The sequence below is a fragment of the Acinetobacter sp. YH12231 genome (genome assembly GCF_013417755.1).
Taxonomy (GTDB): domain Bacteria; phylum Pseudomonadota; class Gammaproteobacteria; order Pseudomonadales; family Moraxellaceae; genus Acinetobacter; species Acinetobacter amyesii.
In genome coordinates this window covers 21003-38998 of the sequence record NZ_VPDJ01000022.1, presented here as the reverse complement: position 1 = coordinate 38998, position 17996 = coordinate 21003, and the positions used below count along the sequence as shown (strand labels likewise).

Genomic DNA, 17996 nt, shown 5'->3' with positions numbered 1-17996 from the left:
AAAATCGCCAGAAATGGATTTCTCTCCGTCATTTGCGTTATACAATATACGGTTCTGAATGCTCGTTTTTCTCCGGATTTGATTTATGTCTCAAACAATCACGCTTTATGTTGATGGTGCATGTAAAGGCAACCCTGGCTTAGGGGGTTGGGGGGCGTATATCATCCGTGAAACTGGAGAAGAAAAACTCTGCGGCGGCGAAGCTGAAACCACCAATAACCGTATGGAATTGACTGCTGCAATTGAAGGCATTCAACACTGTCCGTCCGATGCAAAACTGATTATTTGGACAGACTCCAACTATGTCAAACAAGGCATTACCGAGTGGATACATGGTTGGAAAAAGAAAAACTGGAAAGATGTTAAAAATCCTGATCTGTGGAAATTACTGGATGCAACTTGTCAGGGTCGGGAAATTGAATGGAACTGGATTAAAGGGCATGCAGGCCATCCGGGAAATGAAATGGCTGATCAATTGGCCAATCTAGGCGCAGAAAAAACCCTCGAACGCATCAAACAAGCAGCATCTACAGCTGAAGCACCTAAAAAAAAAGCTGAACCTGACTGGCTATTAAATGATCCGTTTGGACTTGAATTTGCTGATAGCGAGGATGAAGCAGAAGAAATCTCTGCTGAGAAAACTATTGACGCAGAGCAGATTGATGACATTGCGATAGAACAACAAGCAACAGACACTGCTTCAACGTTGAATGAAGCTGCCCCTATACAGTCTAAGCAAGCTGCTGAAATCCATCCAATGATTGTCATTACACCAGCAACCGTCGATGTATCTGGCCCACGACAATTAATTTTGGATACGGAAACCACAGGTTTCTATTTCCAAGATGGCGACCGTATTATTGAAGTCGGTGCGGTGGAAATGATTAACCGCAAACTGACCGGTAGCTCAATTCATATTTATATCAACCCGCAAAAACCTGTCGGTGAATCTGAAAATATTCACGGAATCAGTGATGACTTTCTAAAAGACAAACCACTGTATGCTGAAATTGCTGATGTCTTATTTGACTATCTAAAAGGCGCAGAAATCATTGCGCATAACGCAACCTTCGATATGAACTTCCTTGATATGGAGTTCAAACGTGCCGGTTTTGTGGCCTTATCTGAAGTTTGCGAAGTCACCGATACCTTGGCTATGGCCAAAGCCAAGCATCCAGGCCAGAAAAACTCACTCGATGCATTAGTGCGTCGTTACGAAATTCCACAACGTGACCGTACCTTCCATGGTGCCTTACTCGATGCGGAAATTCTGTCTGACGTATACCTAGCAATGACGGGTGGTCAGGTATCCTTTGATATCGATGCACTGACCCACTCGCAAAATGAAGATGGTTCGCAAACCCGCGCCGCTGTTGAAATAGAATTACCAGTGATTTTACCTTCAGCCGATGAACTTGAAGCCCATGAGACATGGGTCAAACAATTTGAAGAAAAACATGGTACACCTTGCCTTTTTGCGAAATAAAATCTAAATTTCGTGTTACTTTTTGTATATAAACAATTCTTACATACGCTATAGTAAAACCATAAACATGGACCGCCTTAAGGGGCGGTTAATAAACAAGATAAAACATCTAGGAAAGGTGCAGATACATGTCTTACCAAACCTCTATCCATTTTGATCCAACGGCTTTGCTGATAATAAAAAATGAGGTTGATAACTCAATCAAGTTAGTCGAATCAGCAGTCAGCACCTTAGTTGAAGATCAAACTTTACCTTTCGGGATTGATGATGCACTGATTCAATTTGAACAATGTGCTCAAGTACTAGCTTTAGTTGATATGCCAAGTTTGGCAAAAATCGCTCAATATTCAGCAGAGTTAATGCGCAAGATCATGGGGAATCCTGCGCAAATTAACACTCAAGAGGTCATCGCACTGAGCGAAGGCACGACCATGCTGAAACGCTATATCGAATTTATCTGCCTACGTGAAGTTAAAATTCCACAGTTCCTGCTGGACAGTCTTAATCGTCTAGAACTGTCTTTGGGTAAACCTCTAACGTCGGAAGGCCAACACATTGAGTCCCTACTCGATTGTATTACTCCTGACTTTGACTTACCTCAAGCTCCTGCACTTGAAAAATCAAAATACGTTCACCGTCTGTATAAGTTGGCGTTGAATAAATTGATTAAACAAGAAGAAACTGAGCTGGATTTGCAAGCGATTAAATTGGTCGGTACGTATTTAGCAGGTCTTTCAGACAAACATCCAAGCAAACAATACTGGAAATTGGTTTTTGTTGCGTTTAATCAAATTGATCAAATCTTAATTACCGATGCTCGTTTACGTACCTTGGTAAGCATTGAACGCAATATGGCTCAATATTTTGCAGGAACTGAGCGCTTTAAAGCATCCATTTCTGATTTAGCCAATGTCTTAAGTCTAAGCATTAGCCAAGAAGATGACATTTCTCATCATATTCGTGGCAAGTTAAATATCGGTGAAGACCTTCTTACCGACACCCAATTGCAAGTTTTCAGTCGTCATTTATATGGTCCTGACTTCGAAACCATGCATACCATTGGTGAATTGGTTACGACTGAAATGACGCAAATTCGTAATGATATTGAATTTAATTATCAAAATATGACGCCTGAAAAAACCCAAGAACTTCAAGCGAAATTGAACGAATTGGCAAATATTTTCAAAGTCTTGAACTTAAATGAAGCGTATAACGACCTGTCGCGTCAAGCTGCGTCATTAGGTAATGCTGAGATTTTACAAGATGAAAGCTTTGCCCAGCAGTTGATGAACAATATCTTGTCTGCCATGAACTCGATTGGTGTGCTTGAGCGTCATCACACTTCTAGCCGCTTACAACTTCGTGTGAATAATATGAATATTTCACTCGACCGTTTAGATGAAGCACACGCTGCTCTGTTAAATGAGACCAAGGTTTTAATTGATGCTGCTAGCCAATCTTTGGTTCAGTATTTACAAAACCAAGATTTGACACAACTTGAAGCGACTGCAACTCAATTCCGCGAAATTGGTGGTGCAATGTTGTTCCTCAATGCAGATGCGGCTCAAAATGCACTGAACTCAACAGCTCAATTCATTTTGAAACGAGTTGAATCGTCAACAGCCATTGAAGCAAATGAAGTGAATCAAGCATTAGATTCATTGGCAAGCGCAGATATGTTGATTGACAATTTAAAGAACAAACAACCTGTTTTACAGGGCATGTTTAAGGTAGCATTGGACAGTAGCGAAAAACTGAAATCAGCAGCGGCCTAATGTCTAAATTATCACTTGCGTATATCTTCAAACAACAGCAATTGCTAGTCGATGAAAACTTTCAACTTCCCGAAGTTGAACAACTCGCAAGTGATTTAAATATTGGCACGGGTGATCGAGTGATTGCCCGTGACCTACTTGAAAATGAGCCTATTCCTGATGGCTTACAACTCATCCCTATTCGCCAGCTTCTACAATTGTGGAATGTTCAACAATTTGAACAAGCCAGCCGTGCTATTCAACTCTTAGAATGGCGTCGTAATCATAAATTTTGTAGCCACTGCGGCACAGCAACTCAAGTCCATGCCACAGAATACGCCATGGTTTGTCCCACTTGCGGTTATCACCAATACCCTCGTGTCAATCCTTGTGTCATTACCGTCATTACCCGTGGTGAAGATGAAATCTTATTGGCAAAAAATGCAAAAAATGTCCGTGCCATGTATGGACTGATCGCGGGTTTTGTTGAAGTCGGTGAAACTTTAGAAGAAGCGGTTCGTCGTGAAACTGAAGAAGAAGTGGGTTTAAAGGTCAAAAATATTCAATACTTAGCCAGCCAACCTTGGCCCTTCCCAAGTAATTTAATGATCGCCTTTAAAGCAGAATATGCTGCTGGTGAACTTCAATTACAAGAAGAAGAAATCAGTGATGCAGCTTTCTTTAAATTTGATGCATTACCTGAAATTCCTTTCAAAGGCAGTATCGCCCATTCGATGATTATGCATGTCATTCATGGTTCTGCTGTTGCAGATGATACCCAGGCATGGTTATAAGCTACTGCTTTTGAGGAACTTAGAAATAAAAAAAAGCCGCCTCAGTGTGGTTTTTTTATTTCTCACTAATCATGTGTATTCACTGCATATTTAAATAATTGAATATTTTTTATCCACAAGCTGGTCGATTTATTCTACTTTTAAATTCAAATTAAAATAACTTACCCACAATATTAAATTCAAAATAATGCCAAAAAATAAATCTATCTGCAAAAGATAAAATATAAAAATCTAATATAAATAAATAAGATAGGAAATTTATGAAACTAAATTTAGCAATTTAGTTGCTTATTTTTAAATAAAATAAATAGTTTAGTAAGTTTATGGTAGATAGTACTTTATTTAATCAAATAATTATGTTAAAAATGCGTTTAAGAAATAGTAATTAACGATAAATAGATCGGAAAGAATATCTATGAAAGTCGTGCAAGAAGAAAACTTATCGCAAGTTGACCATCACATGGAATCTCGATATCAAATCGAGCCAATGTCCTGCTTATTTTTTATGTTAGGTATGCTGATTTGTGCATACGTGTTACATACTTTTATTTTTTAATCTATTCAATAAAAAAAACCGGCATTTGCCGGTTTTTTTATGCCTTTAGGATTATGCGTTGCGTTTTGCAAAGTCATCCATAAAGTTAACCAGTGCTTGAACGCCTTCTAGCGGAACAGCATTATAAATACTTGCACGCATACCACCCACTGAACGGTGACCAGCTAAATTCAGCAAGTGGTTTTCTTCAGCTTCTTTCAAGAATTGTTTTTCCAATTCTGGATTCGCCAAAGTAAATGGTACGTTCATGATTGAACGGAATTCTTTTGCAATTGGATTTGCATAGAAATCGCTTGAATCAATATAACCATAAAGTAATTCAGCTTTTGCCATATTCGCTTTATAAATTGCGTCTACACCGCCCTGCTCAAGTAACCATTCAAAAACGAGGCCAGATAAGTACCATGCATAAGTTGAAGGTGTATTCACCATTGAACCATTTTTCGCTTGAGCTGAATATTTCAAGATACTTGGAATATCTGCTTTCGCTTGATCCAATAAATCATCACGAATAATCACCAAAGTTAAACCAGCAGGACCAATATTTTTCTGAGCACCTGCATAGATTAAACCGAACTTAGATACGTCTAATGGTGCAGATAAAATGCTCGATGAAAAATCGGCAACCAATGGTTTGTCCGTTTCAGGAATGTTGGCAAACTGAAGACCACCAATAGTTTCATTATCTGCATAATGCACATAAGCCGCATCATCAGATAAGTTCCAGGTGCTTTGATCAGTAATCGCAAGTTTACCGTCAATGGTGGTACCCGCTTCAACAACATTAATGTCGCCATAACGCTGTGCTTCTTTCAACGCTTTTTCAGACCAAATACCAGTGTGGATATAGTCTGCTTTGCTGTTTTTACCCAATAGGTTTAATGGGATCGCAGAGAATTGAAGTGATGCGCCACCTTGAAGGAATAACACTTTATAGTTGTCTGGAATATTCATCAGCTTACGAAGATCAGCTTCTGCTTTCTCTGCCACAGCGACATAGTCTTTACTACGGTGGCTCATTTCCATGATCGAAAGGCCTTTGCCTTGCCAGTCAAGCATTTCAGCTTGAGCTTTTTCTAAAACGGCAGTGGGTAATGCAGCAGGACCAGCACAGAAGTTGTACGCGCGCATGAGTTTTCCTTTCAAAGTGAAACACAATAAAATGATGGCATTTAACCATATCTGACGCGTGCTTGCAGTAGTTAAAGCTGAAAATATTCCAATGCTGTCTGACATTTGAAGTCAAATTTTCAATAAAGATCAAAATTAATTCTTCTTAATTCAAATTATTAGATTTACTGATATTTTTTATCCCTTGAATTGATGCTAATTTAAGGTCTTGATGTGCGAAAAATGATGTGCGCTGCAAAGATAAAATTTATTTACATATGTATATGAAACAATACAACAACTTAGTGAATTTACCCAACTTCATCACAATGACTATAATGAACCCATCCTAGCTGTGAGTGTATTTTTATGCCTTTACCTCGAACAGATTATTCTATAAAAATTAAACATACATTTCGTTCAGGTTTACTGCTTGGCCTTGGTTGTTTCAGTGGCTTTTTTAGCCCCACCGTACTTGCGCAAAGTATCAGTTATAGCCAAGCAGAACAAAGTCTACTCACCAGCTCGTATAGTACTCAGGCCAACCAAGCGCTACAACAATCTGCCGAACTTCAAGCTCAGGCCATGAAAGGCCTTGGTTTACCTCGTGTGGATTTAAACGTCCGTGCCTATGCCTTTCATAATGAACTCGATATTCCTCTCGGTGCCCTAAAAAATAACTTAGAACAAACGCTGAGTAATGGCATTAATAATAAAATTGATGAAAGCTTACCGAGTGATTTGGCAGCCCCATTAAAAGACAGTCTGCAACAGCCAATCCGTGATGGTGTCGGATTAATTCCAGATTCTTCCCAAGTGGTCTTAGATGATCAAGTGATCCGCCCTACCGTTTCCGTAATAATGCCGCTGTATACCGGTGGTTTAACGTCTAGCGCCAAGGAAATTGCCAATATCCAAGCCAAACGCAGCGCGATAAGCAGTGAACAACAACAAGATGTGCAACGTTTTGAATTAATCCAAGCCTACTTCAATGCTCAATTACAAAAAAAATTAGTCGAAAGCAGCCGCTTCAATTTAAATGCGATGCAACAACACTATGCCAATGCACTCAAAATGGAACAACAGGGTTTCATTAGCAAAGGCCAGCGTATGCAATTTGAAGTGGCGAAGAATAATGCGCTCAGAACTTTTCAAAATACTGAAGCGAATCTCCGCTCTAGCTTATTTAAGTTAAACAACTTAATGCAAAGCAGCCAAATTACTGATCTTTCAACGCCATTATTTATCAATCAGCAACACAATCAAAATATAACCGCCTTACTAAAAAGTTATCAGGATAAGTCTAGTTTGGTGCGTAAAATGCAATTGGACAGTCAATTGGCCGGTGCCAATGTGAAAGCCCAAAGCGCAGCAAAAAAACCCAACGTCTTTGCATTTGGCGAATATAGTCTCGACGATAAACAAAACTGGATCGTTGGTGTTGCCGCTCGCTACAACTTATTTTCAGGTATTGATAAAAACAAATCCGTACAAGCTGCTGAACTTCAACGCTATGCATCTGAGTTAATGACTGAGCGTACCAAACAAGAAATTGAAAGCCTGATTTATAGCTCATTTAATGAAGTCACCAGCGCTCAGCAAAGTCACCTGTTGTTACAGCAGAATCTAAAAGCCGCACAAGAAAATTTAAGAATCCAACAGCTTTCGTTTAAAGAAGACATGGGAACGGCCACACAAGTCATTGATGCACAAAATGCATTGAACGGGCTACAAAGTGAAATGGCGCTAAATGCTTATAAATACGTGATGTCACTCGCAACACTGCTACAAAGTCACGGGAGCATTGACCAGTTCCAAAGCTATATCAATCAATCACACACCGACTATATTCGCTAAGTTTAGCCGAGGGGAAACAATATGAATCAGGAACCAACTGATCACCAAGAAGATGCCTCTGCGAATGCTGAAACATCCCAATCCAATGTCTCGAGTTCAAACGTTTCGTCTACAGCAAATACTGCTGAGGATACTCCAAAGAAAGTGAATACCAATACTGATGCAGAGACGAAAAAAAGCTCAGTGCAAAGTCGCAATAAATCTGCTTTGATCAAGCTCGTGATTGGCATTGTCTTAGTTCTGCTTTTGGCATTGATTGCATTTGGCTTATGGAAAAGTTATCAGCCCAAGCAGGTTGAATTACAAGGTCGAGTTGAGGCAGAAACCATCCACATTAGTACAAAAGTACCTAGTCGTATTGAAGAAATATATGTGCATGACGGTGAAAAAGTACAAGCAGGTCAAGCACTGGTTCGTTTAACCAGCCCCGAAGTCGATGCAAAGAAACAACAGGCTTTAGCTGCACTCCAATCTGCGCAAGCACTGCAATCCACAGCTGAACGTGGCTCTCAACAAGAAAATATTGATAGTTTATATGCCAATTGGCAAAGTCTAAAAGCACAGCAACAATTGGCGCAAACCACATACCAACGTGGTCAAAACCTCTATAAAGAAGGTGTCATTTCACGACAACGCCGTGATGAAATGCAAGCTGCCGCAGTGTCTGCTGCACAAATGACAGAAGCGTCTTATCAACAATATGCGCGTGCAAAACGTGGCAGTACACCGCAACAACAAAGCTCGGCAGATGCCCAAGTCAAGATTGCGCAAGCCGCGTTGGCTGAAGCCAATGCACTTGAGGCTGAAACCAAGTTATTTGCACCGTCCAATGGCACTATTTCAAAAACCTATGGCAAAGTTTCAGAATTAGTTGCAATGGGTGTGCCCGTTGTAAGCCTGATTCAAGATGATAGCTTATGGATTAGCTTAAATGTCCGTGAAGACCAGTATGCTCAAGTGTATCAACTCAAGACCATGCAAGGATTTATACCAGCACTGAACAAATCTGCCGATTTTAAAATTGATCACATTGAAGCGGAAGGTGAATTTGCAACGATTAAAACCACGCGGCAAACGGGCGGCTATGACATTCGTAGTTTTAAAGTCCAACTGAAACCCGCTCAGCCGATTGCTGACTTAAAAGTGGGTATGAGCGTTTTGTTTAAAATTGAAGAGCGTAAATAATGTTTAGGGGCATTCTGCGTGAGTTTCGCTATTTGATGCAGCATAAATGGGACTTGTGTATGGTCACACTTGCCCCTGCCCTTGTGATTTTGCTCTTTACCAATATGTTTGCTCAAGGCAAACCAGATCATTTACCCATCGCGATCATAGACCAAGATCAAAGCAGTTTAAGCCGTAACATTACTCATTTTGCGCAGCTGAACCATACCTTAAAAGTAGCCACCATTACACCCAGTATGGATGATGCTGAAAAGCTTTTAAATCAGACTCAAATTTGGGGCTATATTCATATTCCTGCTGGTGCAGAGCAACGACTGGTTCAAGCAAAAGATGCAGAAGTCAGCATTGCCTATAACCAAAGCTATTTTAGTGTCGGCAATAGTATTTCATCAGCCATGCTGCTAAGTACATTGCAAGCCATGGCCGATTTTAGTGGTCATCAGTATTTAGAAAATACAATTCCCTACCTCGATGCACCGACACCCAATGTCAAAATTTCACCTTTATATAATCCAGGTTTAAATTATGAGTTCTATTTAGAGCCGTACATGATTCCTGCGATTCTGCATTTATTACTGTGTTGCTGTGTCGCATTTTCAGTCGGTCAAGAAATCAAATATGGCACTGTAAATCAATGGGTGAAACCGACTTCTGTCTTTCAAGCTTTAATCGCTAAAAATCTCAGTTATGTTTTCATTTTTACCGCTTGGACATGGGCGTGGATGTTCTGGCTAATCGTGTTTCGAGGGTGGTTTGTTCAGGGGTCATTATTGCTAATTTTGCTCGGGCAATTGTTTTTTTATACAGCCTATGCCTTTATCAGCTCTACCGTAGTTTTAGCAACGCGTGATCTCACCAAGTCTTTTGGTTTTATTGCGGTATATGGTGGCTCATCACTGAGTTTTGCAGGGGTAACATTGCCGCTGAATAACGCACCGATGTTTACAAAGTTTTGGGCCAATATTATTCCCTATACGCCTTATGCCAAATTACAAACAGAACAATGGGTCATTGGTAGCCCAATCTCCATTTCAATCACACCGCTTGTCACCCTGATCATTTACTGTCTGTTCTATTTTGTTCTTGCCAGCTTCTTTCTACGTAAAGTACTAAAGGAGCAAGTCATATGAATGTAATCGTGTCATTTCTATCAAATTTGCTCAGACACTATATTCAAACCTTTAAAGATATTGTGAAGCACAGTTCGATTTTTACCACTTTAGTGCTTTCTGTTTTTCTTTACAGTTTTTTTTATCCTATTGCCTATCAAGCGGAACACGCAGAATCGCTCCCTATCATTGTGGTGGATGAGGAACAAAGCATACTCACCAATACGATTATTGGTGCTGTAGCCAATAGTCCCAATGTAGAAATTCGAGCTGTGACTGGTAATTTTGCTGAGGCTGAAAATATGCTCAGTAGTCAGCAAGCTGACGGGATTTTACTGTTGCCGAGTAATCTTTCAAATAGCATTCGCCGTGGTGAAACCGGTGGAATTGGTTTATATCTCAGTGCTGCAAACTTTCTAAAGACACAAAAAATTGGCTTAGGTTTAGCCAGTTCGATGGAAAATGCCCTCGTCGAATATGCAGAAAAATTCCAGAACATATCCGATTTTAGCCCCGCTTTGTCGATCCATAAGATTCCATTATTTAATCCACTTTCAGGCTATGGCAGCTATATTTTCCCAGCGGTTGCACCCTTAATTATTCATCAGACGATTTTATTGGGTCTGTGCATGCTGATTGCGACCTATCGACAAAACACAGCATGGCGTCCGAGCTATACACAATTAGCTGGCATCTTCTTGTGTATTTTGACCATAGGAACTTTAGGGTGCTTCTATTTATTTGGTTTTACCTTTTGGCTGAATGATTATCCACGCGGTGGAAATTTTTGGGGCATGTTCATTGCTGTGCCCATCTTCCTCAGTTGTATTATTGCGATGACCCTCTATCTCGCAACTTTTCTTGACCTGCCAGAACGTGCAGGACATGTCATCATTTTTAGTTCTATTCCGCTATTTCTACTTTCGGGAACGGCATGGCCGCATGCAGCTATGCCTGAATGGATGCAAATACTTGCTCAGGTGTTGCCGTCAACTCAAGGCATTCAAATGTTTCTTCAACTCAATCAGATGGGTGTACCTACAGCAATTGTCATCCCTAAATTGCTTTACCTCACAAGTATTGGGCTGATTTTTTTATGTCTTGCTGTCTGGCGTTTAAAGTTTGCCAAAAGATAAAGCTTTTTGTGCTATAAGACATGTCTGGTCTCAAGCGAAATGCGTTCAAACCTATTCATCATGGACTCGAACGCTTTGCTTCTTAGCATGTCTCAAATATTAATTCTTTCTGCCACCTATTAACTGTATGCTGTTGGCGTCACAGTCGATGCTTCATCCACTTGAATATTAAAATCATCTGCATCTGAGGTGATCTCAGTAACCAAATCATCTGATTCTTTTTCTGCAGCGTTTTCAAGCCAGAATCCTTTCACTTTATCGTCTCCATCATGACCTGCAAAGACCACACTCATATACAGTTCTTTTTGCGGATAATCATATTTATACACAATTGTTGTGGTCTTACCTTCTCCCAGCCGAGTATTTGCCATTCGCTGAATCAATTCCGCCTCAGCGCTAGGTTGACCTGCAGGAATCAGCTTTTTCATACGTGAAAACAGCTCTGGATCTGCTAGCATCGCATCACGAACATTTTCTTCAACCAATGCCAAAAAGCTGTCTTGATGGGGTTGGTGTAGTGCTGCGAATAATTTTTCTGACTTAGTACGCTGGGAGCTTGTCTCACTTGGTAGGCTTGATTCGAATTTTGCAATCAAGAAATCGCCAATTTTTTCACAAGCCGTTATAGGTAAGATTAAAGCGATGATGACGACTAATTTTTTCAACACCGTACAAGCCCTCTGCTTATTATTAAAATATATAAAGTTAAAATTTATTTCGGATAATCTGTGTGATTTATAGAATTTTCACTGATTTATCTGCTTCACAAGTATAAAGCAAACTTCTATATAAAAATGAAAAATACAGGCTCACATTTAGTTTTTTCGATCTTTCTAGATAAATCAGAGATTTTGTGAAGTGTTTATTAATAACTCAATTTTATTCGTTTTATAAATTAAATTTAACAATAAAATCGTTTATACGACTAAAAATGATAATTTATCGATCAAACAGTTTGGTTTTGATCAAAATCGTTGGCTGTATTCTCATATAAACTGCAAAATATTATCGTATTTATCTCCCAAATTATTCAGAACTTTTTGTCATGGCGGATTCAGTCTGTCTGCAACATTTGTTCGTGGATGACTGTGGGCTTTTTTCTCCCAAATCTGACATAAGAGCTGATGTATGAAAAAGATTAAGGTGAGCCTTGCCTGGCAAATCGTGATTGCTCTCATTCTAGGTATACTTGTTGGTGCTTTCCTACACTATTCTCCTGAATATCGTGATGCTTTAGTTAATAACTTTTTGACTCCTTTGGGCTCAATTTTTATTAATCTTATTAAGATGATCGTTATTCCGCTTGTTGTGTCGATGCTTATTTTAGGTATTGCCAATACAAGTCACGGTAGTAACTTAGGTAAACTAGGTTTCAAAACAATTATTTATTTTGAAATCATTACTACCGTTGCTATTTTAGTCGGTTTAGTTGCAGCCAACGTATTCCAACCTGGTGCCGGCATTGATATGTCTGCATTGACGCAAGTCGATATTTCAAAGTATCAAGAAACAACACATGAAGTCAGTGAACATTCTCATGGTTTGATTCAAACAATACTTTCACTTATTCCATCTAACTTTTTTGCAGCTTTGACGAGTGGTCAAATGCTCCCAATCATCTTTTTCTCTGTGATGTTTGGTGTAGGTTTAGGTGCGCTTGATCAGGAAGTAAAACAACCTTTAATTAAAGTGTTGACCGCTGTTTCTGAAACGATGTTTAAAGTTACTCACATGATCATGATGTTTGCACCTATTGGTGTATTCGGCTTGATTGCTGCAACTGTTGCGAATTTCGGCTTCAGCTCACTTGTGCCACTGCTTAAACTCGCAGTTTTAGTTTATGGCGCAATATTCTTCTTTATTTTCATTGTATTAGGTGCAGTTGCTAAATTCTGTGGCTTCAGTGTTTGGGCCATTATCAAGATCTTAAAAGATGAATTGATTCTCGCGTATTCAACTGCAAGTTCTGAAACTGTCCTACCCCGTATTATGGAAAAAATGGAAGCTTACGGTGCTCCGAAACCGATTACCAGTTTCGTGATTCCAATTGGCTATTCATTTAACCTCGATGGTTCGACCCTATATCAAAGTATTGCAGCTATCTTTATTGCTCAGCTTTACGGGATTGATCTGACAATCACCCAACAAGTGATTCTAGTACTGACCTTGATGATTACCTCTAAAGGGATTGCAGGTGTACCTGGCGTTTCTTTCGTGGTCTTGCTGGCGACTCTCGGTAGTGTCGGTATTCCACTTGAAGGTCTGGCATTCATTGCAGGTATTGACCGTATTTTAGATATGGCACGTACTGTACTGAATGTGATTGGTAACGCGCTTGCGGTACTGGTAATCAGTAAATGGGAAGGCCAATTTGATACTGAAAAACAAAAAAATTATGCCTCTAATCTAAAAGATGCCGCTTAATTTGATGACATAAAAAAGGACGCTTAGGCGTCCTTTTTTACAGCTTTGTTTTATTTTTTACCAAACTTTATTTATTTTTTTCACCAAATACTGAAATATTAAAATCTCGAATTTTGTTACTTCCTGCCGGCTTATCAAAACTTACATCATACTGTACAAGGTTTTTATTGGTATAACCGTACTCATAAGTGACCGTATATAAAGACGGTTTTTCAGTCGATTTTTCAATGTGCTTAGCCACAATATTTTTGCGTGAGTAATCTTGTTTCGGAATACCTCGTGCAAATTTACGCAGCTCTTTTTCATTCTGTTCAAACTTCGCTTTGAGTTCTGGTTCAAAGTAAGTGTACAGCTTTTCAAAATTGCCTCCACGCAACTGATCATAGGCAGCTTGGGCAACTTCAGTCTGTTCAGCACTTGGGTCTGGGATTGCATTTAAGGCTTTTTGACCAATTTGGTCACAGCCGCCCAGCCCAATAAGTAAAGCCGTTACAAAATATTTTAATTTCATATTGTACTCATCAATCTAAAATTATCTGTCTATAAAAAAGGACGCCGTAGCGCCCTCTTTTCTCAATCTTCAATTAGTCTTCTTCAGGCTCATTGAGATCTGATTCATTGTCATTTTGATCAATAATCGTTGAATCATCGACAAGCTGCTCAGTTTCGATTGCTTCCACTTCTTCAAAAGTTTCGTCTTCTTCAACTGCTTCGATCGCAACAACACCGACCAAGATTTCGCTTTCACCTAAACGGATCAGACGAACACCTTGAGCATTACGGCCTGTTTGTGCCACTTCAGATGCACGTGTACGAACCAGCGTACCACCATCAGAAATTAACATCAGCTCTTTAGACGCATCAATCGCTACCGCACCAACAAGTTCACCGTTACGTTCAGATGTTTTGATTGCAATAACACCTTTACCGCCACGTTTCTTGGTTGGGAAGTCATCTACTGGTGTACGCTTACCATAACCATTGGCTGAAGCACAAAGTACTTCACCGGTTTCAGGAACAACCACCAATGACACAATACGGCTAATGAGTGCTGAATCAGAGGTATCGTCATCATCAGATTCTACATCCGCATCCTCAGCATCTTCAGCTTGAGCAGCCGCACCAATGGTCACGCGCATACCACGAACACCTTTGGCAGAACGACCCATTGAACGCACATCAGTTTCTGCAAAACGAATAGCTTTACCTTCGTTTGAGAACAACATGATTTGTTGTTCACCATCGGTAATGGCAACACCAATTAAGGTGTCATCACCATTCAGCTCAATCGCGCGTAGACCGTTTGAACGAACATTCGAGAATTGCTCTAACTCAACACGTTTAATCGTACCGTATTCTGTTGCCATAAATACGTAGAAGTTTTTACGAACGGCTTCTGCTTGCTGTGCAAAGTCATTGATGATTTCATCATCAAGATCAGTCGTAGATAACTCTAGACCCAATTGTTTCAACTGAATACGAAGTGCGTCAGATAAATCATCTGCGCCGTCTTCAGTCTCAGCAAGCGCAGCTTCTAAGCCAGCAAAATGACTATTAATCACTTCATTGGTTTGTAGCTGTGCACTATTGGCTTTAACAAATGCTTTAAAGTCAGCCAAACGTTCTTTAAATTTCTTCGGCGCATCGACCACTGGTAAAATAGCGGTGATGGTTTCGTTTTCATCTAATGGCAATAAGTTCACCATCGGACGACCTTTCGCACCACGAGATGCTTGAGGCACTTCATAGACTTTCAGACGATAAACTTTACCTACATTGGTAAAGCAAAGCACTGTTGCGTGGTTTGAAGTCACGATCAAATGTTGGATGTAATCGTCTTCTTTCATTGAAGTTGCAGACTTACCACGTCCACCACGACGCTGTGCAGCGTAGTCTGACAATGGTTGAGTTTTTGCATAACCTGATTTAGAAACAGTCAGTACCATTTGCTCTTCAGGGATTAAATCTTCACGAGAGAAGTCGATACGTGATTCCACGATATCGGTACGACGTGCATCGCCATATTGTTGAAGGATTAAAGCCAATTCTTCTTTAATTACGTTCATCAATAAGTTGAAATCGTTCAAAATTGCCGTGTATTCAGCAATTTGACCAAGAATTTCTGTATATTCAGCTTGTAACTTGTCTTGTTCTAGACCGGTTAAGCGATGTAAACGAAGTTCTAAGATCGCACCCACTTGGGTTGGAGACAGACGATAAATAGCACCTGTTAAACCAAATGGGCGTGCTGGATCTTCGCCTTCAATTTCATCTGGACGGACAGATACCGCGCCTGCTTTTTCAAGCAATGCAACAACACCACCGCCTGCCCACTCGCCCGCTTGTAAACGTTCACGTGCTTCGCTAGGGTTTGCAGATGTTTTGATGGTTTCAATGATCGCATCGATATTTGCGAGTGCAACCGTCAAACCTTCTAAGATATGTCCACGTTCACGTGCTTTACGCAGTTCGAACATGGTACGGCGTGTAACCACTTCCTGACGGTGACGGATAAACGCTGCAATAATATCTTTCAAGTTCATTAACTTAGGCTGACCATTATCGAGGCAGACCATGTTAATGCTGAATGAATTTTCTAATTGGGTATTTTGGAATAGGTTATTTACAATCACTTCAGCGTTTTCACCACGCTTTAAGTCAATTGCAATACGCATCCCTTCTTTATCTGATTCATCACGAAGTTCAGAAATACCTTCAAGTTTTTTCTCTTTGACCAACTCAGCAATACGCTCAATGGTTTTTGCTTTGTTAACTTGATAAGGAATTTCAGTGAAGACAATCGTGCTGCGTCCCGATTTTTGGTCTTCTTCAATGTGATATTTACCACGGATATGCAAACGGCCTTTACCAGTACGGTACGCATCGACAATGCCAGATTTACCGTAAATTATACCGCCTGTAGGGAAGTCTGGACCAGAAATGTGTTCCATTAATCCTTCAATGCTGATGTGCGGATCGTTGGCATAAGCAAGACATGCATTAATGACTTCTGTCATGTTATGCGGAGCCATATTGGTTGCCATACCTACAGCAATACCAGCTACACCGTTAATCAACAAGTTAGGCACACGTGTTGGCATGACTTGTGGAATACGTTCAGAACCGTCGTAGTTGTCTTCCCACTCTACGGTATCTTTCTCAAGATCCGCTAAAAGTTCGTGGGTCAATTTACGCATACGAACTTCGGTATAACGCATTGCTGCTGCACTGTCACCATCGACAGAACCGAAGTTACCCTGACCATCAACCAATTGATAGCGTAAGCTGAAATCTTGAGCCATACGAACAATAGTTTCGTATACAGCTAAGTCACCATGTGGGTGATATTTACCGATGACGTCACCGACTACACGGGCAGACTTTTTGTAAGCTTTGTTGTAGTCATTGCCCAATTCGTGCATTGCAAAAAGCACACGACGGTGAACAGGTTTGAGACCATCTCGGACATCTGGCAACGCACGTGACACAATCACGCTCATTGCATAATCGAGATATGAGCTCTTCAGTTCATCCTCAATGGCAATCGGTCTAATTTCCGATACGCTCATGCATACTCCTTGTTATACAAGCAGAATTCTGCCCGCATTTATATATCGTAAATCTGTAAAAATTAGTTCAAAAAACACTGAACCAATATCAAAAATCAAGTCGGACAGTATAGCATAAAAACCCTGATTTTTGTGCCAATCATCTTGCACTAGAACCATGATTTTTTGTATTTATTTTAAGCATTTTGATTTTATTTGCTGTGAAAAAAACCTCTACGAATAGAGGTTGTTTATTGTTCAAAAAAATTCTTTTTGAAGCTTCAAATTTAGACGCATAAATGTGATAAAAATTACTCTTTATGATATTGCATGACCTTTAATTCTTGAGGTACATGATCCTGCTGCATCCATGGGTGTGCTGTTAGAAACAAACCTAAAATAAGCGGAAACTCATAAACTTCTTCGATGAAATCTTTATAAGCCAAATCGTACAAAAATAAAAAACTAAGACTTCGACTATGCTCAACTGCATCAGAAATAAGTAAGCCCAATATCACCAAGCCTAATGGACAAATTGGCAAAGCCAAGGTTTTTAGTTTATGTACAATTTCTTGACGCAAATAGCATAAAGACGACTGGTGCAATCATGAATACCGAAATTAAACGAAAATACGGTTTAGGCGCATCAGGGAAATAGTCACGCCCCCCAGCTAATGCTACGACCAAATAGCAACAACCACCATGCGACAGCCCACAACCAAAATTGTTTCTTTCCATCTTGCATTTCAAGTGGTCGAATATAGAAAAAAGTAAAAATCGCAAAAAACAGCAATAACAATGCTTAGACCGATTCAACTGCTGTAACAGTCATTCCATCAAATAAAGGAAAAGAGATACTTTGTAAAACAGGAAAAAGTAAACAACAGATCATCAGCACCAATACACTGATTGGTAACTGAAAATCAAATTTCAAAGGGAGACTCCGCCTAAAGGCAAGTTCAATAAAAAAGCAATGTTAACACAAAATATACAATCCTTTAAGCTTGCTTTAAGTTTAAGATTCAAACTTGAAGGAT

14 protein-coding genes are annotated in these 17996 nt (G+C 39.9%); 8 read left to right on the top strand and 6 right to left on the bottom strand.

Annotation, left to right across the window (positions count from 1 at the left end):
- Window positions 1-85: 85 nt before the first annotated feature.
- The 3 genes from dnaQ to nudC all read left to right on the top strand — a co-directional run bounded on the left by dnaQ (window position 86) and on the right by nudC (window position 4034).
- Window positions 86-1486 carry a DNA polymerase III subunit epsilon gene (gene dnaQ, locus FTV11_RS13595; protein ID WP_180074164.1) on the top strand — a complete coding sequence of 467 codons (1401 nt, stop codon included), beginning with the start codon at window positions 86-88 and terminating at the stop codon, window positions 1484-1486.
- Between the two features lie 128 nt (window positions 1487-1614).
- Complete coding sequence (locus tag FTV11_RS13590; RefSeq protein WP_180008300.1) at window positions 1615-3261, top strand: chemotaxis protein; 1647 nt, start codon at window positions 1615-1617, stop codon at window positions 3259-3261.
- Window positions 3261-4034 carry an NAD(+) diphosphatase gene (gene nudC, locus FTV11_RS13585; protein ID WP_180026822.1) on the top strand — a complete coding sequence of 258 codons (774 nt, stop codon included), beginning with the start codon at window positions 3261-3263 and terminating at the stop codon, window positions 4032-4034. Before FTV11_RS13590 ends, nudC begins: the two co-directional genes overlap by 1 nt.
- 607 nt (window positions 4035-4641) lie before the next feature.
- Here the strand turns inward: nudC and serC are convergent.
- Window positions 4642-5721, bottom strand: a complete 1080-nt coding sequence (serC, locus tag FTV11_RS13580) for a 3-phosphoserine/phosphohydroxythreonine transaminase (RefSeq protein ID WP_078192058.1) — start codon at window positions 5719-5721, stop codon at window positions 4642-4644.
- Between the two features lie 348 nt (window positions 5722-6069).
- Between serC and FTV11_RS13575 the strand changes: the two genes are divergently transcribed.
- The 4 genes from FTV11_RS13575 to FTV11_RS13560 are packed head-to-tail and all read left to right on the top strand — an operon-like array spanning window position 6070 to window position 10987.
- Entirely contained in the window at window positions 6070-7557 is a 1488-nt protein-coding gene (locus tag FTV11_RS13575) for a TolC family protein (RefSeq protein ID WP_180074163.1), read from the top strand.
- A 21-nt stretch (window positions 7558-7578) separates the two neighbouring features.
- Window positions 7579-8742, top strand: coding sequence for an HlyD family secretion protein (locus FTV11_RS13570; RefSeq protein ID WP_180074162.1), 1164 nt, complete (start codon window positions 7579-7581; stop codon window positions 8740-8742).
- Entirely contained in the window at window positions 8742-9872 is a 1131-nt protein-coding gene (locus FTV11_RS13565) for an ABC transporter permease (protein ID WP_168379364.1), read from the top strand. The genes FTV11_RS13570 and FTV11_RS13565 overlap by 1 nt, the downstream gene beginning before the upstream one ends.
- A complete protein-coding gene (locus FTV11_RS13560; RefSeq protein ID WP_180074161.1) occupies window positions 9869-10987 on the top strand; it encodes an ABC transporter permease in 1119 nt (372 codons plus the stop codon). Before FTV11_RS13565 ends, FTV11_RS13560 begins: the two co-directional genes overlap by 4 nt.
- A 119-nt stretch (window positions 10988-11106) precedes the next feature.
- Here the strand turns inward: FTV11_RS13560 and FTV11_RS13555 are convergent, their stop codons facing one another.
- Complete coding sequence (locus tag FTV11_RS13555) at window positions 11107-11655, bottom strand: hypothetical protein (protein WP_180074160.1); 549 nt, start codon at window positions 11653-11655, stop codon at window positions 11107-11109.
- Between the two features lie 460 nt (window positions 11656-12115).
- Here FTV11_RS13555 and gltP point away from each other — a divergent pair, with 460 nt between their 5' ends.
- On the top strand, window positions 12116-13411 hold the full coding sequence (gene gltP, locus FTV11_RS13550; protein WP_180023311.1) for a glutamate/aspartate:proton symporter GltP: 1296 nt from the start codon (window positions 12116-12118) through the stop codon (window positions 13409-13411).
- Between the two features lie 67 nt (window positions 13412-13478).
- Here gltP and FTV11_RS13545 read toward each other — a convergent pair whose 3' ends face one another.
- The 4 genes from FTV11_RS13545 to FTV11_RS17195 form a co-directional block, all read right to left on the bottom strand.
- On the bottom strand, window positions 13479-13922 hold the full coding sequence (locus FTV11_RS13545) for a DUF3887 domain-containing protein (RefSeq protein ID WP_180074159.1): 444 nt from the start codon (window positions 13920-13922) through the stop codon (window positions 13479-13481).
- A 73-nt stretch (window positions 13923-13995) separates the two neighbouring features.
- The gene (gene gyrA, locus FTV11_RS13540) at window positions 13996-16980 is read right to left on the bottom strand and encodes a DNA gyrase subunit A (protein WP_180074158.1); all 2985 of its coding nucleotides are present in this window, start codon (window positions 16978-16980) and stop codon (window positions 13996-13998) included.
- Window positions 16981-17270: 290 nt separating this feature from the next.
- Entirely contained in the window at window positions 17271-17540 is a 270-nt protein-coding gene (locus FTV11_RS17200; protein WP_257223256.1) for a hypothetical protein, read from the bottom strand.
- Window positions 17518-17697 (bottom strand): hypothetical protein, encoded by a 180-nt coding sequence (locus FTV11_RS17195; RefSeq protein WP_257223255.1) that lies wholly within the window; start codon window positions 17695-17697, stop codon window positions 17518-17520. Before FTV11_RS17195 ends, FTV11_RS17200 begins: the two co-directional genes overlap by 23 nt.
- Between the last annotated feature and the right edge of the window lie 299 nt (window positions 17698-17996).

What these genes read in the sequence shown, in the direction of transcription:
- FTV11_RS13575 (WP_180074163.1), top strand. Translation starts at nt 6,070, where the DNA reads ATGCCTTTACCTCGAACAGATTATTCTATAAAAATTAAACATACATTT.
- gltP (WP_180023311.1), top strand. Translation starts at nt 12,116, where the DNA reads ATGAAAAAGATTAAGGTGAGCCTTGCCTGGCAAATCGTGATTGCTCTC.
- gyrA (WP_180074158.1), bottom strand. Translation starts at nt 16,980, where the DNA reads ATGAGCGTATCGGAAATTAGACCGATTGCCATTGAGGATGAACTGAAG.
- FTV11_RS13565 (WP_168379364.1), top strand. Translation starts at nt 8,742, where the DNA reads ATGTTTAGGGGCATTCTGCGTGAGTTTCGCTATTTGATGCAGCATAAA.
- nudC (WP_180026822.1), top strand. Translation starts at nt 3,261, where the DNA reads ATGTCTAAATTATCACTTGCGTATATCTTCAAACAACAGCAATTGCTA.
- FTV11_RS17195 (WP_257223255.1), bottom strand. Translation starts at nt 17,697, where the DNA reads ATGGAAAGAAACAATTTTGGTTGTGGGCTGTCGCATGGTGGTTGTTGC.
- FTV11_RS13560 (WP_180074161.1), top strand. Translation starts at nt 9,869, where the DNA reads ATGAATGTAATCGTGTCATTTCTATCAAATTTGCTCAGACACTATATT.
- FTV11_RS13545 (WP_180074159.1), bottom strand. Translation starts at nt 13,922, where the DNA reads ATGAAATTAAAATATTTTGTAACGGCTTTACTTATTGGGCTGGGCGGC.
- dnaQ (WP_180074164.1), top strand. Translation starts at nt 86, where the DNA reads ATGTCTCAAACAATCACGCTTTATGTTGATGGTGCATGTAAAGGCAAC.
- FTV11_RS13590 (WP_180008300.1), top strand. Translation starts at nt 1,615, where the DNA reads ATGTCTTACCAAACCTCTATCCATTTTGATCCAACGGCTTTGCTGATA.
- serC (WP_078192058.1), bottom strand. Translation starts at nt 5,721, where the DNA reads ATGCGCGCGTACAACTTCTGTGCTGGTCCTGCTGCATTACCCACTGCC.
- FTV11_RS13570 (WP_180074162.1), top strand. Translation starts at nt 7,579, where the DNA reads ATGAATCAGGAACCAACTGATCACCAAGAAGATGCCTCTGCGAATGCT.